Annotated in this window: 17 protein-coding genes and 1 pseudogene; 2 read left to right on the forward strand and 16 right to left on the reverse strand. The window is 39.4% G+C overall.

Annotation, left to right across the window (positions count from 1 at the left end; all coding sequences use genetic code 11):
• From FFR60_RS15010 to tgt, 8 genes and pseudogenes are all read right to left on the reverse strand, one after another.
• Positions 1-2948 (reverse strand): Spy0128 family protein (locus FFR60_RS15010; protein ID WP_283205010.1); only part of this gene is annotated, 2948 nt, incomplete at its 3' end.
• A 250-nt stretch (positions 2949-3198) separates the two neighbouring features.
• Positions 3199-4779 carry an LPXTG cell wall anchor domain-containing protein gene (locus tag FFR60_RS15015; protein WP_137664786.1) on the reverse strand — a complete coding sequence of 527 codons (1581 nt, stop codon included), beginning with the start codon at positions 4777-4779 and terminating at the stop codon, positions 3199-3201.
• 261 nt (positions 4780-5040) lie between these two features.
• Positions 5041-5307 carry a helix-turn-helix domain-containing protein gene (locus FFR60_RS15020; RefSeq protein WP_137664787.1) on the reverse strand — a complete coding sequence of 89 codons (267 nt, stop codon included), beginning with the start codon at positions 5305-5307 and terminating at the stop codon, positions 5041-5043.
• Positions 5294-5428: pseudogene (locus tag FFR60_RS15025) on the reverse strand (type II toxin-antitoxin system RelE/ParE family toxin); the annotation flags it as partial. The gene FFR60_RS15020 and the pseudogene FFR60_RS15025, both read right to left, overlap by 14 nt.
• Before the next feature lie 20 nt (positions 5429-5448).
• Positions 5449-5799 (reverse strand): type II toxin-antitoxin system PemK/MazF family toxin, encoded by a 351-nt coding sequence (locus FFR60_RS15030; protein WP_137664788.1) that lies wholly within the window; start codon positions 5797-5799, stop codon positions 5449-5451.
• Positions 5792-6025 (reverse strand): type II toxin-antitoxin system PemI/MazE family antitoxin, encoded by a 234-nt coding sequence (mazE, locus tag FFR60_RS15035; RefSeq protein ID WP_137664789.1) that lies wholly within the window; start codon positions 6023-6025, stop codon positions 5792-5794. Before mazE ends, FFR60_RS15030 begins: the two co-directional genes overlap by 8 nt.
• Positions 6026-6543: 518 nt before the next feature.
• Positions 6544-6912 carry a preprotein translocase subunit YajC gene (gene yajC, locus FFR60_RS15040; protein WP_088934277.1) on the reverse strand — a complete coding sequence of 123 codons (369 nt, stop codon included), beginning with the start codon at positions 6910-6912 and terminating at the stop codon, positions 6544-6546.
• Positions 6913-6997: 85 nt separating this feature from the next.
• Complete coding sequence (gene tgt, locus FFR60_RS15045) at positions 6998-8143, reverse strand: tRNA guanosine(34) transglycosylase Tgt (RefSeq protein ID WP_137664790.1); 1146 nt, start codon at positions 8141-8143, stop codon at positions 6998-7000.
• Positions 8144-8544: 401 nt separating this feature from the next.
• Here tgt and adhE point away from each other — a divergent pair, with 401 nt between their 5' ends.
• Positions 8545-11148 (forward strand): bifunctional acetaldehyde-CoA/alcohol dehydrogenase, encoded by a 2604-nt coding sequence (gene adhE / locus FFR60_RS15050; protein WP_137664791.1) that lies wholly within the window; start codon positions 8545-8547, stop codon positions 11146-11148.
• Positions 11149-11224: 76 nt separating this feature from the next.
• On the opposite strand, the gene FFR60_RS15055 is transcribed toward adhE, so the two are convergent.
• The gene (locus FFR60_RS15055) at positions 11225-13867 is read right to left on the reverse strand and encodes a cation-translocating P-type ATPase (RefSeq protein WP_137664792.1); all 2643 of its coding nucleotides are present in this window, start codon (positions 13865-13867) and stop codon (positions 11225-11227) included.
• Between the two features lie 744 nt (positions 13868-14611).
• Here FFR60_RS15055 and FFR60_RS15060 point away from each other — a divergent pair.
• Complete coding sequence (locus FFR60_RS15060; RefSeq protein WP_137664793.1) at positions 14612-14938, forward strand: hypothetical protein; 327 nt, start codon at positions 14612-14614, stop codon at positions 14936-14938.
• 375 nt (positions 14939-15313) lie between these two features.
• Here the strand turns inward: FFR60_RS15060 and FFR60_RS15065 are convergent, their stop codons facing one another.
• From FFR60_RS15065 to FFR60_RS15095, 7 genes are all read right to left on the reverse strand, one after another.
• Positions 15314-16471, reverse strand: a complete 1158-nt coding sequence (locus FFR60_RS15065) for a mannitol dehydrogenase family protein (protein ID WP_171004948.1) — start codon at positions 16469-16471, stop codon at positions 15314-15316.
• Between the two features lie 48 nt (positions 16472-16519).
• Complete coding sequence (locus FFR60_RS15070) at positions 16520-17191, reverse strand: ribulose-phosphate 3-epimerase (protein ID WP_137664795.1); 672 nt, start codon at positions 17189-17191, stop codon at positions 16520-16522.
• A gap of 128 nt (positions 17192-17319) precedes the next feature.
• On the reverse strand, positions 17320-18144 hold the full coding sequence (locus FFR60_RS15075) for a PTS system mannose/fructose/sorbose family transporter subunit IID (RefSeq protein WP_137664796.1): 825 nt from the start codon (positions 18142-18144) through the stop codon (positions 17320-17322).
• A gap of 21 nt (positions 18145-18165) precedes the next feature.
• Positions 18166-18924, reverse strand: a complete 759-nt coding sequence (locus tag FFR60_RS15080; RefSeq protein ID WP_137664797.1) for a PTS mannose/fructose/sorbose/N-acetylgalactosamine transporter subunit IIC — start codon at positions 18922-18924, stop codon at positions 18166-18168.
• Between the two features lie 15 nt (positions 18925-18939).
• Positions 18940-19413: a PTS sugar transporter subunit IIB gene (locus FFR60_RS15085; RefSeq protein ID WP_137664798.1), complete on the reverse strand. Its 474-nt coding sequence runs from the start codon at positions 19411-19413 to the stop codon at positions 18940-18942.
• Positions 19413-19838: a PTS sugar transporter subunit IIA gene (locus tag FFR60_RS15090; RefSeq protein WP_137664799.1), complete on the reverse strand. Its 426-nt coding sequence runs from the start codon at positions 19836-19838 to the stop codon at positions 19413-19415. Before FFR60_RS15090 ends, FFR60_RS15085 begins: the two co-directional genes overlap by 1 nt.
• Before the next feature lie 204 nt (positions 19839-20042).
• On the reverse strand, positions 20043-22505 hold the full coding sequence (locus tag FFR60_RS15095; RefSeq protein ID WP_137664800.1) for a sigma 54-interacting transcriptional regulator: 2463 nt from the start codon (positions 22503-22505) through the stop codon (positions 20043-20045).
• Positions 22506-22692: the final 187 nt, after the last annotated feature.

Consider the following 22692-nt stretch of genomic DNA (forward strand, 5'->3'; position numbering starts at 1 on the left):
TTTTCCTTTGTCTCGATCAGTTGCTCGGCAGAGTCGAATAGTTCAAAGCTAAAGTCCTGATCTTTCAACTCGCGGCCGGTTAATTTTTTCTCCGCTTCTAAAGAGACATCGATTGGTTTTGGTTTTTCTTTAAAGGTATTCTCGAATTGATTAGCGGTGTTTTCTTTGGCATCGTCATCTGTGTACGTGACTGTACTCTCTAATTTATCATCCTTTTCAGTAATCACAATCGTTGCCGTGACGGTCTTGCCATCGTAGGTCATGCCAGCTTCATTGCCGGCTTTTTCTTTGATCGTATATACATAAGTTCCCGTTTGATCAAACGTTAGCTTCTTGAACTCGATTGATGAACCATCGTTTTCCTTTGTCTCGATCAGTTGCTCGGCAGAGTCGAATAGTTCAAAGCTAAAGTCCTGATCTTTCAACTCGCGGCCCGTTAATTTTTTCTCCGCTTCTAATAAGACATCGATCGGTTTTGGTTTTTCTTTGAAGCTATTCTCGAATTGATTAGCAGTGTTTTCTTTGGCATCGTCATCTGTATATGTGATCTTACTTTCTAATTTATCATCCTTTTCAGTAATCTCAATCGTCGCTGTGACGGTCTTGCCATCGTAGGTCATGCCAGCTTCATTGCCGGCTTTTTCTTTGATTGTATATACATAGGTTCCCGTTTGATCAAACGTTAGCTTCTTAAACTTGATCGATGAACCATCGTTCTCCTTCGTATCAATTAACTGACCATTTGAGTCGAATAGTTCAAAGCTAAAGTCTTTGTCTTTTAACTCGCGACCGGTTAATTTTTTCTCCGCTTCTAATGAGACTTCGATCGGTTTTGGTTTTTCTTTTTGATTATCGACCAAGAACTGATAGCTGCTAGTTTCTCCGCTGGCTACCGTAATGGTATTGCCTGAGCTATATTCACCCGAATCGCCTTGGCGATGAGAATATTTTGGTTGATAGCCGTTCGTATCTATTTCTTCTAGCGTATACTGTTCTCCAGAAGTAAGGATTTTTTTCCAATCAGTGACTCTGCTTTCTTCTTCAAAGTTCGCTGAAGTATAAAAATCAATCGGGAATTCTTTGTCTTTTTCTGTCACCGTGGTTTTCCCGTATGCAACCGGACTTCCCTCATGCTTTAATTGGAAAGTAAAGACGGTCGGCTTACTCAGATTCGCAGTACCTGTGACAATCTTTTTCGCTTGTAGGTCGATCGTTGTTTGGTTCAGAATCAAAAAGTGTGTTCTTTTTTCAATGTTAGCATTGTAATCGTATTGATCCCCTTCACCAGTACCGCCCGTGATCAATGGAGAATACTCCGGACTGCCTATCTCGCGGATCAAATAGCTGTGTCCATCGGTCAAAACCGAGCGCCAGCCATTTACTTCCCCATTACCATCGATTTCATTTGTGTACTCTGCCTGAGAGCTTTTGTTTTTATAAAAATTAACTTTCACTCTTTCGCCTTTTTGAGTTACTTCTTTATCCGTAATCCCATAAGCGATTGGATTTGTGGGATCAGCCTGATCTACGATTTCAAATTCAAAGTGACGAGGCTTAACAAGTGCACCAGTTCCTTCAACCTCTTTTTCCACTTGAATAAACTCGCCAGTAACGCTTCCGCCAATTTGGTGGAAATGCGTATCCCATTCATCTTCTTCTGATCCATCTTCACCCCAAATAAACTGAGCCTTATTTGCATATATTCCGTTTCCGTATCCTTCACCGACTTGCACATCTGCATTAAAGCTCAATCCATAAGCGACGATCCCACCGCCACCGGGACTATTCTCAGGATCGCAATAGATCGTTTGTAAAGCTTCTTTTTGCTCTTGACTTAATGTGTCGTCGTTCATGATAGCATTCGCGATTGCTCCAGCATGAACCTCGTTATACAACGCGTGATCGCCCGGCATATTGCCAAAAGCAACGAACACCGTATCACTATTTTCGCTATCGGTGTAAACGCCATAAGCCAGACTGCCATTTTCTGTCGGATAGTTTCTCACACGATTCTGGAAATCCTCATATTCTTCACCTTCTTGAGGATAGACTCGGATAAACTGATCTTGGATTTGCAGATTGTTTGTTCCTTTTACGAATCGCGTTCCCATATGACCTTCACTATTGATTATCTGAACAGGAATCGTTACAAACAGAGAACCATCTTGAAATTTCATTCCGGGATCTAATTTATCGATCAATAAGCCATTTTCTCGTGGGATTATCTTATTATTCAATCCTGATTCCTGATTCGCTGAATATGTTTCAATCAATTCATTCAGACCTTGATTATTCACGACAAAAGACCAGTTGATACTATTTTGTCCATGATTTTGTTTCCCTTTTTTATGGAAAGGAAGTTGGTCATCTGGAAATGCTTCATCGTCAGGATCATGCCCTTCACCACCGCCAGGATCAGTAATTTCTAGTTTAGGAATAGTGACCGCACCGTTACCGCCACCATCGATATTCGTTCCGGCTTTCAGCGCTTTTACATCAACCGACAGCCAGCCATCGGCTAATACATCTTGTTTGGCTCCCTCTTCATTGATCTCTACAACAAAGTTATTTCCAATTAATGAATATTTTCCCAAACTGGGGCCATCATAAGGATTATCTAGGTCATAAGGACCTTCATCACCATAGCCGCCAAAATAAGTCGGGTCAGGTAAAGAGAGCGTAAAGCTATCTCCAGCTTCTACTCCATCCATATTTTCTTTAGATACTTCCCAAAAGTACTTTATATGGATCGTATCTCCCTTCACTATCTTGTTTTCATCATTAATTTCATGACCATTCTTTGTCACCTCACAGCCAGTAATATCCACAAGATTCGTGATGTCCTTTGCGGCTGTCGACACACTGGGGGAAATAGTAACTAACGCGGAAATATAGGAACTAAGCAATAATACCAGCATAAAAATGTTTGATAATTTGTTTTTCTTCATTTCTTCACACTCCTTATTTTTTAAGATAGAGATTAACAACAGTTTTTCGAAAAAATTATTATTAAATTATAATCAAACTAAAAGCCTCTTTGGATATCTTCTATTATTCATTTTCTCAAAATTTTTATCGTTTTTGAGCCTATTTATTAAATATATTTTTCAATTTTTTAATACAATATTAATAAATTGGATTTTCTAAAATATAACTAAAGCTGATCAGCGATGGTCTGCTGATCAGCTTTAGTTTTGATTATCTTTTTTTCTGATAAAATCCTAGACTAACAAGCAGCAGGCAACCGAGTATATAGAAAAAATTATTTGTTTTCATTCCTGTATTGGGATATTTCTTTTCGGTTGAAGAGGGGACTGTTTTGCTTGCTTGTTCACTACTTGCGGGTTTGCTAGATTCTGATTCCTTCGGGAAAACCTTTTTTACCGGTGCCGCTTTTTCTGTTTTTGCATTTTCTTTTGTTAGCGTTACTAGCTTATCCGCTTCATCAAAGGTAAATTCGATAGGCTGACTATCTCGTTCATAGCCTTCCGGTGCCGTTATCTCCAGTAAGGAATATTTCCCATCCGGCAAGGAATTGATGTGCAGCTCTCCGTTCTCATCGGTGATCAGTTTCTTGCGAAGATACATCTTCTCCCCTTTGGCATTCTTTAATTCAAACTCGGCTCCTTGAAGCTTCTCTCCGCTGGCTGAATCTGTCTTAGTCAAAAGAATACCTTTCTTGTCATTTTCTGTTTGGTCGGTTTCATCAGTCGATGCTGGTGCCGCTATTCTCTTACGAGCAGTATCCTTAATTTTCAATTCTTCTTTGGGTTGTCGCGGCTGCTCGTCTTTACTCTGAGGGATCGCTATTGCAGGGACTTTTGCTAAGTTGTTGGGAAGCGGCTCTTTCAGCGCTGTCTGATTTAAGATTTTGAAGTGCGTGTGCTGCTGCGTATCCGTCTGATAATCGTACTGATATCCTTCACCCACACCCCCAGTAATCACCGCCAGATATTCTGGATCGGGAACTTCGCGAATCAAATAGCTGTGCTCATCCTTTAATAGCGAATACCAGCCTAAAGCGCCTGTATTTCCAGCGATCTCCTCTAGCAAATTCCCTTGAGCAGTTTTATTTTTATAAAAAGCGATGTTGACTGCTTCGCCTTTTTGCACGATCCTTCTCTCTGTAATGCCGTAAGCGATCGGCTTTGTTAGATTTTCTTTATCTAGGATCACGTATTCAAAATTCCGTGGACTGGTTAAACTTCCAACGCCTGCTACTTTTACTTCTGCTTGAATCAGTGTTTCCGACTCAACGATTTCTGCTTTAGGAATATTGGTTGAACCCATGCTGATTCCGCTGCCTGCTTGGATAGCTTTGGCTTTGATCGCGAGTTGGAGATTCAGCGTCTCTTTTTGCTTTGCATCCTGTTCATTGATGGTGACTAGCAGTTGATTCCCATTTCGTTTCGCTTGTCCGAATGTTTCATTCGTTAAGGTATTTTTCAGTTGCGGTGGCGGACTGTTCTCGTCAATCCGAAAATAGTGATTGTCTGGTAAGGAAAGAGTGAAGGTGTCGCCTGCCTTGATCTCAGCGCTTTTCTCTTGTTCGATCTTCCATGAATAAATCAGCTGCACCGTATCATTCACTCGAATCTTATTTTCCTTTGATACCTCGCTGCCATCCTCCTTTATCACTTTCAAATCAAGCAAACGTACTTTCTCCGTAAGATCTCCCTCCGCATTCGAAACGATCGGACACATCATCCCCATGACCACCATAAAAGAGCAAAACATCCAAAAAAACATAAGAATCGACAACCGGCTTTTTCTCTTCATTCTTATTCCCCCTAATAGCTATCTTTCTGTTCAAACGACTCGCGATTTTCTTAGGAATTCTCTATTATGACTTTTACTCAAAAAGTCTTCTCTTTTTTATTTTCTCAGAATATGTGTCGCAACTGAGCCGATTTTCAAATCTTATATTCCTTATTTTTTAGCCTCTGTAAGTAATCTGGTTTTTTGGGGAAATAAAAAAAGACATGCTAAAAAGCACGCCTTTTTATAACCACGGATTCCCATTCACTTAATTATTCAATTCTATAAAAACTCAACTTTTAATTTTTTACCCATTGCATGTGCAATTTCAGATAATTTATCAAAAGATACATTATCACCACGCTCAATCCGAGCAATAGTAGCTTGTGTCGTGTGAGCTTTCTCAGCTAATTCCGCCTGCGTCAATCCTGCCTCTTCTCGAGCGCGATAAAGAGAAATTGCAGTTTGCAACTTCTCCCCCTCCTTCTCATAAGCTTCAGCAAATTCAGGGTCTTTCAATTCTTCTTTAATTAAATCATCTATTTTCATTATCAAACCATTCCTTTCGCAATTCTTTAGCGTGATCAATTTCTCCTTTTGGCGTTTTCTCAGTTTTCTTTGTAAATCCATGAGTTATTACATAACGACCCGTATCTACATGGAAATATACTCCCATCTTGAAGAGAACCCCTAGATAGGGAAATTGAAATTCATAAGAACATGTTGCGCAATGTTTGTAAACTCTCTCGTTGAAACTTTTCCAAGGATTTCTACATTTCTTCCGCCTCGTTTAGTAAAATCCAAAGTGTATATCTGCTTCGCATTAACTTTGCTGCCGCTTTTCAAGGCCTCATTGTCAATACTGACAAAATAAGGTCGATTCTTATCGGTGCTAGTAACCGGGCATACGATGATTAGGTTAGAAGATAAACTGTATTCATCGCGGCTAATGACCACTGCTGGTCTCCTTTTTCTGATTTCACTCCCCTTTGAGGGTTCGAAGTCAATATAAACAATGGTTCCTTGTTCGATACTATTCATCCAATGTCCCGCTTTCTACAGTAAACTCTCTTGCTAAATCATCTTCTTTATCGATATACTCATTCATTTTTGCACCAGCAAAATAATCCTCTACTTTTGGAATCAATGAGATCGTCCCGTCAGCTTCTTGGGTAATATAGTAAATCTTGCCTTCTGGCACGTCAAACTTACTAGCGATCGTTACCATCACCGAATTTCCTTGCTTGCGTGTTTTGACTATATCCATAATAATCACTGATCCTTTCTTGAACTCTTCGTGACTATTATAACATGTAATTACAGTAATTACACGTTATCAATTCATAGGTACATTTTGAATTTCACTTCGAATCGGAATTATTCTGCTTTCCATTCTTGATCACGAGATTTTTCTACTTCCCTTAATGAATACCAAAGAAATTAGTTATTACATACTGCTATTCAAATAAATAAATGTTTGAATTGTCAATTTTGATTGTTATATAAGCAAAAACACAAGTTTTAGATTAACTATGATAACGCTTACTTAGTTAATAATCATTTCACAAAAATTCAGCAATAAAATCATTCCTAGATATTTAACGATTAGAAAGGCTTCGCGAACTCGCTCAGCTTTTGAGCAATAAGACCAAAATATTTCTAAATTGCTTCTCAAATTTCGAAATATTTTTGCTTATTGCCGATAAAGCTAGTTCGTGAAGCCAGACAAAAAAGGCGCGTATAAATACGCACCTTCACTATGAATCAATCTAAGTAAGAACTTGATTACTTGTCTTCAGTTTTATCTTCTGGTGTTTCTTCTACTACTGTTTCTTCTGGCATAGTTGCTTCTGGTTCAACAACTTCTGTTTCTACAGGAGCTGCAGTCGGTCCTACACCTGCTTTAACAGTTCGGATTGATGAACGGTCAAATACTAGGAAGATACCCTCACAGTCCAAAGTAACTGTTTTATCGCTGTTGTTGATTTCAGAGATCACACCGTGTAATCCGCCGATGGTTACAACGCCGTCTCCAACCTTCATTGCTTCTAATAGATTTTGACGTTCTTGCTGTTGTTTCTTTTGAGAACGGTTCATCATAAAGAACATTCCCAGCATCAACACAAGTAAGATAATCATTGAAAAGTTTCCCATTTAAAATTTCCCCTCGCATTCTTAGTAATTCCACTTTTAACTGTAACAAAGTTTACAGTCTTACACTAGCGTTTTTATCTATCCTTTAAAAACTTTTTGCGTTTTGCTTGTTAAAACCATATTCTTCAAAGAATGCTTGACGAAATTCTAACAAATTATCATCCATGATTGCTTGGCGAACTTGTTTCATCAAGTTGATCAAGAAGTATAGATTATGATAAGAAGTTAAACGAATTCCAAAGGTTTCATCGCAATGGATCAAGTGGCGAATGTATGCTCGAGTGTAATTACGACAAGTATAGCAATCACATTTTTCATCTAGCGGACGGAAGTCATGAGCGAATTTCGCGTTCTTAACGACTAAGCGGCCAGCAGATGTCATGCAGGTACCATTACGAGCGATACGTGTTGGCAATACACAGTCGAACATATCGACTCCGCGAATCACGCCGTCGATCAATGAATCCGCCGCGCCAACGCCCATTAAGTAACGAGGTTTGTTCTCTGGGATCAATGGTGTGGTGAATTCCAATACCCGATTCATCTCTTCTTTTGGCTCACCGACAGAAAGTCCGCCGATAGAGTAGCCAGGGAAGTCCATGCTGACTAAGTCTTTCGCACTTTGACGGCGCAAGTCTTCAAAGCCAGCCCCTTGAATGATGCCGAATAAGCCTTGTGTTGCTGGATTCGCATGAGCTTTTAGACCACGTTCGGCCCAGCGAGACGTACGTTCCACAGATTTTTTTACGTAATCATAGCTTTCATCAAATGGCGGGCATTCGTCAAAGCTCATCATGATATCTGAGCCTAATTTATTCTGAATATCGATCGCCTTTTCTGGTGAAAGGAACATTTTTGATCCATTTAAATGATTCTTAAAATGCACGCCTTCTTCAACGATATTGCGCATATCAGCTAAAGAGAATACTTGGAAGCCGCCAGAATCGGTTAGGATCGGCTGATCCCAATTCATAAATTTGTGCAGGCCGCCTGCTTCAGCGACTAGATCTTCTCCTGGGCGCAGCCAAAGATGATAGGTGTTGCTCAGGATGATTCCGGCCCCCATCTCCTTTAATTCCTCAGGTGACATTGTTTTTACGGTGGCCAACGTTCCTACCGGCATGAACATCGGTGTCGGGAAGGTTCCGTGAGGCGTAATGATCTCGCCAAGACGCGCTCCTGTATGTTTTTCTTTCTTTATTAAACGATAAGAAATGGCAGGTTCAGTCATTTAATTTCCTACTTTCTTCTATATATGTATGTGTTTGCAACTTGTACCATAATACTGGTTTTACCCCGCTTTTGCAACTTTCTCTAAAGGGATTAAAGCTTCTCATAATATTTGAAAACCTATTTGTTCAAAGAAATACAAAGTTGAACATTTTCATCCTTTTCAAATAAATGAACCATTTGTGCAATTTTCCATTTCGTCATTTTCACGATTCGAAAAAGCTTGGATTTATCAATAAAACCTAGACCAAATGAAATAAAAAGGAAAATTCCATAAGTATTCTCATTTCATTTTTATCTTTAAATAGCATTGTGAAATAAATCTTTATTAAAATAAAGCGTTTACATTGTTAGGTGTACCAATTATGATGAATGTGTAAAAAAAATATTAGGAGGAAAAAAATGGTTAAAGCAACTGACAAGAAAAAGACGGAAACAATCGATGTCGAGGCCATGATCAATGATCTGGCAACGAAAGGAAACGACGCTTTAAAAGTTTTAGCACGCTTTGATCAAGAAAAAGTGGACCATATCGTTCACGAAATGGCCATGGCAGCATTAGATAAACACATGTTGTTGGCTAAGATGGCAGTAGAAGAAACTGGTCGCGGAATCGTTGAAGACAAAGCGATCAAAAATATGTATGCTTCCGAATACATTTGGAACAACATCAAAGATGACAAGACCGCCGGGGTGATCTATGAAGACAAGCAAAAACATCTTGTCCAGATAGCGGAGCCAGTTGGCGTTATTTGTGGTGTGACTCCTACGACCAATCCAACTTCAACTACTGTCTTTAAGTCGCTGATTGCTATTAAGACTCGGAATCCAATTGTCTTCGCCTTCCATCCAAGCGCGCAAAAATGTTCGGCTGAAGCGGCTCGGATCGTGCGCGATGCAGCTATTGCGGCAGGTGCTCCGGAAAATTGTATCCAATGGATCGAGCAGCCATCGCTTGATGCCACGCAAGGATTAATGAATCATCCGGGAATCGCGATCGTCCTAGCAACGGGCGGCGGCGCCATGGTGAAATCCGCTTACTCAACTGGTAAGCCGGCTCTAGGGGTAGGGCCAGGAAACGTCCCTTCTTATATCGAAAAAACGGCGAATATCAAACGTGCGGTGAACGACCTGCTCGTTTCCAAAACATTTGATAGCGGAATGATCTGTGCTTCTGAACAAGCAGTGATTGTTGACAAAGAAATCTATGAAGATGTGAAGAAGGAGTTCCAAGCGCATCAAGTTTACTTTGTTAAGAAAAATGAATTGCGCCAGTTAGAAGCTGTTGTGATGAACGAAGGCAAATATGCCGTTAATCCAAAAATCGTCGGCTTCTCTGCAAAAGCGATCGCTGATTTAGCCGGTATCGGTGTACCAGAAGGAACAAAAATGCTCGTTGCTGAAATTGACGGTGTAGGACCAGATTATCCATTGTCTCGTGAAAAACTGTCTCCTGTCTTAGCAATGATCAAATCAAATAATACGGAGCACGGTCTTGATTTATCTGAGGCGATGTTGGAATTAGGCGGTCTAGGACATACCGCGGTCATCCATACCGAAGATTCCGATGTTGAATTGGAATTCAGCTTGCGGATGAAGGCTTGCCGGATCTTGGTGAATTCACCATCATCTGAAGGCGGTATCGGAGACATCTACAATGAATTGATCCCATCTCTTACATTAGGGTGCGGCTCTTACGGAAAGAATTCAGTTTCTCATAACGTATCTGCCCTTGACTTGATCAACATCAAAACTGTAGCGAAACGGAGAAAAAACATGCAATGGTTTAAACTTCCACCAAAAATCTACTTTGAAAAGAACTCTTTGTTGTATTTGGCTCAAATGGAAAATGTGGAACGCGTCATGCTTGTTTGTGATCCTGGGATGGTTCAATTCGGTTATGCAGATATCGTTCGCGAAGCTCTTGGACGGCGTAAAAATGACGTGAAGGTCGAGGTCTTCTCTGACGTTGAACCAAACCCTTCTACAAATACTGTTTATAAAGGCTTGGAAATGATCATCAACTTCCAACCAGATACGATCATCGCTCTGGGCGGCGGTTCTGCAATGGATGCGGCGAAAGGAATGTGGATGTTCTTTGAACACCCAGATACTTCATTCTTCGGCGCGAAACAAAAATTCTTGGATATCCGTAAACGGACATACGGGATCGAACCACCAGAGAAAACACAGCTAGTATGTATTCCGACGACTTCGGGTACCGGTGCTGAGGTTACACCGTTTGCCGTTATCACAGATAGCGAAACACATGTGAAATACCCGTTAGCAGACTATGCCTTGACTCCAAATGTAGCGATTATCGATCCGCAGTTTGTACTAACACTGCCTTCTTCAATCGCAGCGGATACGGGGATGGATGTGCTGACTCACGCGATCGAGTCTTATGTCTCTGTCATGGCATCTGACTATACCCGCGGACTGAGCCTGCAAGCGATCCAAATCGTCTTTGACTACTTAGAAAAATCAGTGAAAAATGGCGATGAGGAATCACGCGAGAAGATGCATAATGCTTCTGCGATGGCTGGGATGGCCTTTGCCAATGCCTTCTTAGGAATCTGTCACTCTGTCGCTCATAAGATCGGTGGCGAATACGGCATTCCTCATGGACGGACCAATGCGATCCTATTGCCGCATATCATCCGTTACAATGCTAAGGACCCGCAAAAACATGCGATGTTCCCTAAATATGACTACTTCCGTGCGGATGCTGACTATGCAGCTATCGCGAAATTCTTAGGTCTTAAAGGCAAGACGACAGCTGAATTGGTCGAAGCTTTAGCAACGGCTGTCTACGATCTAGGCGTATCAGTTGGGATCGACATGAATCTGAAAGCACAAGGTGTGACACAAGAAAAACTAGATTCTACTGTTGACCGGATGGCTGAGTTGGCCTATGAAGACCAATGTACAACAGCAAATCCAAAAGAACCATTGATCAGTGAACTAAAAGAAATAATCGTTACCAGCTTCGATTACCAACCGTAACTCCATACAGCAAAAGCCCCGCGATGATTAAATTCATCGCAGGGCTTTTGTCATTTATAATAGAAGAAACACAGTCTTAAATTTCTTCTGGATCTACTTCTGGTGCTTTATGGAATTTGATCAGCTCGTTGACAATCAGCGGAACGATCGATAATAAAATAGCGATGATCCAATGATTCATACTGATTGGAACAAGATAGAATAATTCTTGTGTCTGAGGAATCAAGGCGATCGCCGTTGTGATCCCAAGTGCCAACCAAGCCATTTGAGCCAATGATTTATTAGTTGCCAAATCGACTTTAAACATCGATTTGCTGCTGCGTACATTGAAGACGTGCAGGATAGATGAGTAAGCCAATACTAGAAACGCAACCGTTTGACCAACTTCTAAACTTGGCGGTGTAAAGTAGCTGATGTGCTCCACAAATGCGCCAATGTAAAAACCGATCAAGGTCACAACCGTAAACACGGCGGCATTCAAGCCGATCTTTTGCCATAGTCCTCGAGCAAAAATCCCCTCGTCATGAGGAATTGGTTTTTCATCCATGATCCCCGCCTCTGCAGGTTCTCTGCCTAGCGCAAAGCCTGGCAATCCATCCGCTACTACGTTAACAAATAATAGTTGAACAGCCGTAAACGGTGCTCCCCAGCCTAATAGCATAGCAATAACCACAATAAAAATCTCTGAGATATTACAGCTTAACAGGAAGTTGATCGCTTTACGTATCCCCTGATAAACAGAACGTCCACGAGCTACCGCATCAACGATGGTCGCGAAGTTATCATCCGTCAGCACCATATCCGCTGCCCCTTTTGCCACGTCGGTTCCGGTAATTCCCATGGCACAACCAACATCACTGGCTTTCAACGCGGGTGCATCATTGACCCCGTCACCGGTCATAGCCACAACTGCGCCTGTCCGCTGCCAAGATTTAACGATTCGGATTTTATCTTCTGGTGTTACCCGTGCATAAACGGATAAGTCTTTGACGCGATCATCTAATTCTTCATCGCTCATCTTTTGCAGCTGAGCGCCGGAGATCGCCTCTTTCCGACTCTTCATGATGCCTAATTCTTTTGCAATCGCTCCTGCTGTTACTACGTGGTCACCAGTAATCATGACTGTTTTGATGCCCGCCTTTTTCGCACGCGCAATCGCCGCTTTTGATTCTGGACGCGGCGGATCGATCATCCCGATCAATCCCATCAAGCGTAAATTCTTTTCCAACGCTTCTGAGGTGATCTCTGTTGGTTCTTCCTCATGGATCGCATATCCCACAGCAATCACCCGCAATGCTTTTTTCCCAAAGCGGTCATTAACAATCGCTGCCTGATCGACATCACCATAATGGAATTTTGGTAATAATACGTCGAAAGCGCCTTTTGTGATGGAGATAAATTTCTTCCCGCGCTTATGTACAGTCGTCATCATTTTTCGATCAGAATCGAAAGGAATTTCACCGATCCGCGGATATTTTTCTTCCAGCTCAGCTTTCGTATGATAATTTTCTTCTACTGCGCGAACGATCGCCGCTTCTGTAGGATTGCCTTTGATTTCTAATTCATTGTCATCATTTTCCACGATAACATCGGTACACAAAGCCGCAATGCTTAACACCTCCATCGCTTCTTCCGTCATACCTTCTTCAGTATCGACCACAGAATCACCATGTGTCCATACTCGTCGAACACGCATTTTATTTTGCGTCAATGTCCCTGTTTTATCGGAACAAATCACATTCGCTGAACCTAACGTTTCTACAGCCGGCAATCTGCGAATGATCGCATTTTTCTGTGCCATCTTCTGAACGCCATAGGCCAACGTTAGCGTCACAATAACCGTCAGTGTTTCAGGAACCGCAGCGACTGCTAAAGAAATCGCCGTGATGAACATGTCCAACATCGGTTCGCCTTGCATCTCTCCAATGAAAAACACAAAAGCCGCAGCTGCCAAAGCGATCAAACTGATCCGTTTTCCTAACTGATTTAATCGTTTTTGCAGAGGTGTTTTTTGAGTTTCATCACTATTTAAAAGACCAGCAATTTTCCCCATTTCAGTTTCCATACCAGTCGCCGTAACAATTGCTTTTCCGCGACCATTTACCACCGTTGAGCCTTTGTAAAGCATATTCAAACGATCGCCTAAGGAGTCATCTTCTTCTCCAAGATAGTCGGCCTCTTTCATGACCGGTTCGCTTTCACCAGTCAAAGCTGATTCTTCTACTCGCAGCTGTGAAGCTTCCGCAATACGAGCATCCGCCGTGATCATCGTTCCTGATTCCAGCAGCAAGGTGTCTCCCGGCACCAGATCTTCTGCATCAATCTCAAGCTGCTTGCCGTCACGTATGACGGTCGCCGTCTGCTTGTTCATATCCTGCAATGCCGATAAGGCTTTTTCCGCATTTCCTTCTTGAACAATCGCTAAAACCGAATTAATAATAACAATCGCAATAATCAGAAAGCTTTCAAAATAATCGCCGTGATCCGTGGCAATCGCTGTGTATAGCGAGATTATCGCTGCCACCAATAAAATAATCGTCGTGAAATCTGTTAGACTATGAAAAAATTTCTTTACCAGCGATTCTTTAGGCGCCTCTTCAAACTTATTTTTTCCGTTATTTTTTATCTTTTCTTCAACTTTTTTTTCCGTCAATCCATTATCTAAATCTGCACCATACTCGCTTGTCACAGTATCTACTGTCTCTTTGTAGGGTTCCATCCTATTCCTCCTTTTGTTATAAAAAAACTACTTATATTATTACTATAACATAGGAAAGTAAAAGAACTCAAAGCATACACCTTGCGAACTCTTCAAAAAGTAACAAAATAAATTATTCAAAATAACCAGTAGTAAACGCTTTCAAAAAATGACTAGTTGTGCTATATTATAGATACAAGGAAGGAGGAACTTAGATCATTCGAAGGATTTCTCGATAAGGAAGTAGAAAAAAGTAAACAATAAAATTGTTAGTAATACAAGATTCACCTAAAAGTTGTCAAGAGTGTATGTGTGAAGTATTTCTTTATAAATAGTGAATGCGTATCAGAGGTTGAGTAGTACATCAAACACACAAGTAAAAAGATACGTAAGTAAGAAAAGTTTCTTAAAACTGAATAAAAGTGAAAACGTAGTAAAAACAAATATTTATGTTTATAGTCAAGAAATTCATGTAATACTTTGCATGTATCATATAAAGTAATATAAAATTCGAATGAACTAATCCTTCCGATATTCTAAGAGCCAGGCAGTCGAGAGCCTGGCTTTTTTGTGTTTAAGTTTGCAATCCATTGAAACAACAACGATTTGAAGCGGTTTTGTAAAAATTGATTGCCAAAAGTTTGCACTGAATTGCACTGTTTTGAACATCAATTTTAGCCAAGTTTTAGCCACTTTCTAAGACCTAAAAACGAGGCTTACGCCCTATGAAATCACCGAAAATAAAACATAGGGAGTGGCTTAAATATGGGATTCAATTACGATCAAAAAAGAAAAGATTATCTCGTTGGCGAGATTTCACATGAAGAATTTTATTTAGAATTTGCAGACGCGATCAATTTCGATGACCTTGCATCGTTAGTGCCAGCGGATGCTTGTAAATCGCGTGATCCACATCTAAATGATGTTCCATTAAGATTGTGGGATTATCGGTTCTCTGAGGTACGGTTCTTACTATCACGAGCAATCAACCAAGGGCGTCTCATCAAACGATTAAACGGACTATCAGCAGCGGAATCTGCTTGCTTGTTGAAAGACGTTGCTAGAGAATGTATGACTGCTGTATTAATTTAAAAAGCATTCCGGTATCATATATCGGGCGGTATGCCAATCAGACATCTAATTCAATAGAAGCATGGCTTTTCCTATTGAATCTATATAAATAATCCGAGCTGCATCATTTTATTGATTTATTTGTCATACACTAAAAATTATCTTACTTACTTAAGAAAAGTTTCATAAACTAACTTATGTGACTAATAAGCTAATTCATGAAACAAGAAAATAGTAAATTTGTTGATTCATATTTTGGTCTAAAGAAAAAAGACGACTATATTTTAGTCGCCTTACAGTTATTACTTCTATTTTTTCAGAAAGCTGAATAACTACTTATGCAAAATAATTACTCAACATTTTACAGATTTTTAAAAAGAGCTTTATAATACACTCTTAAATAACATTATAATATTCTAAAACTTGATTAAACATATCTGATCCTTTTTGAAGTCCAGAAAATCTTTCGATTGCGGCCTCAATACCATTTTCTTTGATGTACTCTTGCAATTCTACTGCTTCTTCATCATCAGAATTATCGTACTTAAAGGCATACGCAGCACCATACAACAAATGATCATTTGATAGATTATACTCAGCAGCAATATATGCAGGTCCCATTATTCTATCATCTGATGATAATTTGCGAATAGGTTGACGTGCAACTCTGGCGATTGGATCATTGATTCCTTCTTGATTATAATCGTCATATCGTTTTAGAATCATTTCACTGATATAATTATTCATTTCATCATTAGAAAAGCCAAATTTCTTTTCCAAGCCCGCTGCAGATTCAATTACTGCTTTTTTCACTATTTTCTGAATATCTTCATCACGAAGTGCTTCATCAACCATTTTGTATCCTTTTGTATGTCCGATATAACTAGTTATTGCAAGCCAACAGTTCACTAAATAGATTTTTCTTTTAAGTACTGCTTCTAAATTATCTACATACTCAGCACCTGAAATAGGTTTACTATCCGGATCATCCAATTTTTGACGTTCGATCGCAAGTTCATGAGAGTCACTAACTGCTGTGCCTTCTCTCCCCTTATAAATTCCACCAAATACGAACCTATCAACACCTGTATTAGGATACGAACCAATCTCTTTTAACTGATCCAAAGTAATAATACTTGTATCAGTCATAAGATTTACTAACGTATCTGTTCCCATGATGGCATTTTCGCACGCCATTACAAGTACTCTGCTTCGTCCCTCATCTAATCGTCTCTTTAAGCCTTTAGCTAAAATGGGGGCAACACTCACTAAATTGCTTTTCATAACAGACGTCATAATAATATCTACTTGCGTAATAGCTTCAAGTATCACCTCTTGATTTTTCAAAAGTGATAATGCGGAAACATTATCAATAATCTTTTCTTCATAATTATGGTTAGTTAGAAACAAACTATAACGGTTGTTTTCGTTTATTTCTTCGATCACTTCATTAGAAACATCTGCAAAGATAATTTCATACCCATCCTCATGAAGAAGATCTCCAAGAAAACCCTGACCAATTTTTCCGGCTCCAAAGATTAGTGCTTTTTTCATTTTCAAATAGACCACCTTCTCTTTAACGTTAAATCATTTATCTATTCATTAACCCAGTACATGCATAAAATCATCGTAATATTTTCCAAAAGTACTTGGATCTTTAAGAATTTTTGAGGCACTACCTACTACAAACCCATTGGCACCGCTTTCAAACATTTTTTTACTATTCTCTGGTGTTGTATTACCGTCAACTAAAAGATCTATGTCAGGATTATATGAATCTAGTAATTGTCTAATTCTCTTTAATTTATCGAAAGAATTAGGAACCAATGTCTGTCCTGCGAATCCTGGATTTACTGTCATTAAGGTCACGTAATCTAATTGATCAACACACTCTTCTAAATAAGAAATAGGAGTTCCTGGACTAATTACCAGCCCAGCTCTACAGCCCATATCCTTTATCGTTTGGAGTAATCGATAGGATTGATTCGTTGTTTCTGGATGAAAACTAATCCAATCATCTTTTCTGGTATTAAACATAGAAATGTATTTCTCAGGTTCGTTAACCATCAAGTGAAGATCTATCGGAATTTGGGTCATCTGCTTTAAATCGTTAAAAACAGATGTACCTAACATGATATTTGGAACAAAATGACCATCCATTACATCAAAATGAATGACAGAGAGATTATACTTATCAAATTGTTTCATGTACTCTTTATATTCATAAATTTTTGGAACCATTATTGATGGAGATATAAATCTGCTTAATCCCATACACTGTACACGTCCTTTATTTTTTATAGCAGTTTAAATGACTTACATCTTTGTTTGTAAATATGATGATGTATTTGATCAGAGTCAATTCAAGACCGTTTACACGAGTCCCCTTGTTTTTGCTAAATTTAAAAGATCCCAATGATCGCTCCGACGGCTGAGATCAATACTAAGATCATGAGCACAGTCGTAGACTTCATTTTTTTATTCAAACAGAACAAGGCTATCATCGTTACAGCTAATGGCAGCATCCCTTTTAGTAATTTATCTAAAATATCAGTTTGTACATTCAGCTTTAAATCACCAAATTTAAATACTAATCCTGTACTCAAGCTGACATAATTCGCTGTCAATGCACCGATAACGACGCCACCCATAACTTTGGCTCCCAGCATTACTTTTTTCAGCAAGTCGCCACCCATTAGTTTCTGGATTCCTTCTTTCCCGTAACTATAACCTTGCATCCACAAGTAATACGCAAGACCTAACATAATGACGAACATTGATACGACGTAGAAAATCGGACCAAAGACATTTCCTTCTGAACCGATACTAATCGCAATCGATAAAAGAATTGGTACAAGTGTTCCCTGCCACAGCGTATCTCCGATTCCGGCCAATGGCCCCATCAAACCTGTCTTAATTGAATTGATCGCGTCCCCTGTAATGGGTGCCCCAGCCGCTTTTTCCTCTTCTAAGGCAATTGTTAATCCGCCGATGATTCCTCCAAAATGAGGTTCTGTATTAAAAAATTCCAAATGACGATGATAGCTTTTACGGAGAGCTTCTTTGTCATCACCGTAAAGTTTATCTAAGGCCGGTAGCATGGCATGTAAAAAACCAGATGATTGCATACGCTCATAGTTGTAATTTGAATGAGAGAAACATGTCCAACGCCAGAAACTTTTTTTGATATCCTTTTTCGTTAATTTCTTTTCTACTGTCTTTTCCATTGATCTGTCACACTCCTTTAGTTAAGCTTGATTAGGTTTAAAGAATAATTGTGTATAAACAAACGCCGTGATAAAGGCTAAGATTGATACGGCAATGATCGGCAATTCTAAATACACTGCCAAAACAAATCCTAAGAAGTAGAACGCTGCGGTATCTTTGCTCATAATTGATTTCAAGATCATCGCAACCCCCAGTGCTGGTAAAACACCACCAATTACTTCTAGTATATGCAACGGTTTGCCTTCTAATGCATCAAGAACATCCTTCACAACCCCTGATCCGAAATAGGCAACAATAAATACTGGAATCACTGAGATCAGCATTAAAAAGAGTTGAGGCATAAACATTTGGATACGATCAATTTTTTTAGAATCTACTTCATCCGCTGCCTTATCGATCATATGCAAGAACGAAATATCGACTGTCATATGAGCAATCCAGATTACAGTTCCTAATAAACCAATCGGTACTGCCATCGAAACTGCCACTTCTGGTGAAGCATTTGCTGCCATCGCTAGAGCCGTTCCCAATGTTCCTGCCAATCCTGGATCCATCGGTACAGTCCCCCCGGCAGAAATATAAGCGAGATATGGCAAACTAATCGCCGCGCCAATCACACAACCTTGAACGACATCTCCAAGTACTAAGCCTACCAATGTTCCACAAATCAACGGACGGGCTAATATTGTACTTCCTAACAATGTAAGCCAAGGTGTCCCATTAATACTCAGATAATAAATCAAACCAATCAACAAAGCTTGAAAGACATTAATTTCCATTTTTTTCGCTCCTCTTTATAAGTATTGTTCGATATTCGCACTCTTTTCTTCTGGAATTACTTGAACATATACAGAAGTTCCACCTAGCATAATTTGCTTGAAACACGCGCGCTCTTCATCACTGACAGAAATATTGCGATATAATTGCGTGCGGTCTTTTCGTGCACCCATTCCACCAACGTTTAATTCTTCGATCTTCACACCGCCATCAATAACATTTTTAATCACCTTTGGATTCTTCGCTAAAACGATCAACTTATTTCCATCCGCTTCCTGTGTCAGATAATTGATTGCTTCTTCTTCGGACATGATTAATACCTTGATTCCCGCAGGAGCTGATGAAGTCATGATCATCTTCAAAAAATCATCCTGTGCTACTTCATTATCAATAATAACGATTTCATTTGCTTTTGTTTCATGAACCCATGCAGTCATAACTTGACCATGGATCAAGCGATCGTCGATTCGAGTAAATACAATATTTCTCATTATGCTTCCTCCTCAGTAAATGTTTTTGCTTCTGTAAATAGCTCTTTGATTCCCTGTTTTCCTGTATCCATCACATGTTCGCTTAATTCTTCTAATCCCATCGTTTCTCTAAGCAGGACACTTTCGATAAACATTGAAAAATTGATTCCTGAAACAGAACGATAGAATGTATTTGGCAGTTTCTTCACACAATATGCCGTTGCCTTAAATGGACTGGCACCATATAAATCAGAAAAAACCAGCACACCATCACCATCGTCCAGTTCCTTGATCTTTTCCGCCGTTTGGTCGTAAAACTCATCAATATTGTTGCCTTCATACAGCCCTAAGTAATCCACTTTCTCATTTGTTCCAACGATCATTTTTCCACTTTCTACTACTCCTTGAGAAAGATTTCCGTGGCTTAACACTAAAATCCCAATCATACTCTCACCTCTTTACAAAATTCTTCTTACACCTTTACTAAAGCAAGAGCCGTGCCAACTTTTTCGCACACATCTTTTTCCAGCTACAGCAAGCGTTTCCAAATATTCGATCCACGATGTGTAACAGATTTTGTCACACATTAGGATTTTTTTCATGTGTGCGTAACCAAAAAAATATCTGTCACACATGATGTGTGACAGATATTAGATAAAGGGACGAATAATTTTGGTTACATATAGGATTTCACTAGCAGAAAGCTCTGCACCATAAGTTCTTTCTAGTATATTGAGCTCTTTAGCAACAAGTTGATATAGCTCATCTTTCTCTTCTTCCTCCACTTCGAACTGCAGTCCTTCTTTTCGGATCGCCCTCTCGATCATTCCTAAACAGTGAAAATAGAATTTGATGACTAAGGTGTCAATAATCTCAAATTTGAATTGTTTTGATAACGAAATAAGAATCTCATCAAGAATTTCTGTCGCACCATAAACGTTTAAGAAAATGACGCTCTTTTCCAAAGAATGGTAAAACAAATGGTCTTTGTTTTTAATCAGCCTACGACTGGAGTAATCAAAGATGTTCGTATTTTTTCGATTGGCAGTATAATAATTTGCTTCCTCCAAAAGCTCATTGACTAGTTGCTGCAAACCCATATTGGCAAACAAGGCTTTTCTAGTCGCCTCGATAATGATTGGCGACGTAACATTATCAATAATCATCGTATCGATGCCCGTATCTTTTATTATCTTGGCCGGAAAAGTTGCTAATGAACCCATGTCGGCTAAAAGAAGAACACCAGAACCTTGATCCAGCGTTTTGACTACAGCAACTGCCTTTTGATACACGTTTTCCACTGAATCATCTAGCGGCATATCAACACCCACCGCATGATTGATCCCTAATAAATCATTTACCATTTTAGCCAAATTCGTTGCGACACCAATTCCATGCATTAAAATTAATATTCCAATTGGATTTTTCCGTACATCCTTATAGATTGTATCTAAAAACAGCTCAATAATATCTTGCTCTTCTGCTGGGACTTCAATATTCATTTGTTTGTTCACTTCAGCAATCAGTTTATCGGCATATTTTCTTAACGGAGAACCAGAGACCTTCTCGACAACCTTCGTTGCACGATAGGAAATCGTACTCGTTTGAAGCTTCAATACCAAAGCTTCGATGTGAAGGGCTAAGTTATAAGTAACATGGGGATCACACTCAACTTCTAGCTCATTAGATATTTCTTGAATTACTTTGTCTACGATTTCTAATACTTCTATGGAGACTAGCTTTTCAATACCTTTATTTCGCGGTCTTTCGATGATTTCGGGCTTCAAATCTACGGCAAAAAAATCATCCAAAAAATAAGTGATCTTTTGTTGGATTTCTTTTATTGAACGGCCTTCTCTTAGAAGTGTAGAGTACTTTTCTAGAATCGACTTATAGAAGGAACTTTCATTGCCGGTGACGACTGCATAGTTAATTTCTTGCTGCTGATTCTCTTGTTTTTTCTTACCTTGATAATAAATACTGTCTCTAAATAACTCATTTCTCTTATTCTTTTCATTTTCCTGCAGTACGCGTTCGATTTCTATATCTTCGCCAGTGATTTCGATTCTTTCCTGCTTTTTAATCATCGCTTGGGCAAATTCCTTGGCGCAAAAGATTTGAATATCATTTTTCAACTGTCCAATATTTCCTAGACAATGATAAGTCGATAAATATTCTAATACATTCGCTTTGACTAGAATTTCAAGATCGATTTTTTCGGATTCTAAACAAAAGAAATAGTCAATCAACTGTAGGCGTTCTTGCGTACTTCGATCCTTTAAATCCGGTAAAGTCAGAACCATAGGAAAGCGTCGCTTAAACGTTTGAAGAAGTGAACTCTCGATATTTTCAGTAGTTGCACAAATTATCAATACATCTACTTCTCGAGCAACACTTTCAGTTTCTCCCAACCTGCGGTATTTCCGCGTATCGATGATCGTAAAAAGCATTTCTTGTCCTTCTGGGGGAAGTCGATGGATTTCATCTAAAAATAGAACACCATGATTCGCCTGTTCGATCATTCCGGATTTATCAGCTTCTGCACCGGTAAACGCACCTTTCACATAACCAAAAAGAACTGATAATAATAATTGCGGATTATTGGAATAGTCTGAACAATTAAAATGAAGAAATGGACTTTTGTCATTAAAACGACCAATTTCTTGACCATACTGAAACATGATTTTTGCAAAAGTTGTTTTACCAACTCCAGTAGAACCAAGAATGATTGTATGTAATCCGTTTGGCGGATACATGATAGCAGCTTTTGCAAGGTTGGTATGTACCTCCATACTCCCTTTTGCTCCGATAAAATCGGAAAATATACTTGTCTCTTTAATTTCTTTTGATGCTTGTTCACTTTTTTTCGTTGGGATTGATGCTGGTTCAATTGCAGTATTTTCACCAAGATAATAGTACTTGACTGGTTTTCCCTTCAATTTCCCCAGTCTTTTCTCTCGAACCAACGCATTCAACTCGCGACTCGCAGCCGTTCTACTAAGAGCTAGATTTTCACTGACATCGAGTGTCGTAACTTCTAAATCAGACTGCTTTGCAGAACCTAACGCCTTTCTTTCCCGTACAAAAGCTAGTATTTCCTCTTTCCTACTCACAACTCCACGTCCTTCCGAAGAGAATGTATTCTATGTCAGATTATATTTTAATTAGAACATAAGTCAAACGCCTAAAATACATTTTTTCAGGAAAAGAAAAACTATGTAAGCAAACACTTTCCTAGGAAAAGCAGGTACTTACACAGTTAATATTGCACTCTCAAAAGACATGCTGAAAAGCACGTCT

The organism is Enterococcus hulanensis (assembly GCF_005405485.1).
Lineage (GTDB): Bacteria > Bacillota > Bacilli > Lactobacillales > Enterococcaceae > Enterococcus_A > Enterococcus_A hulanensis.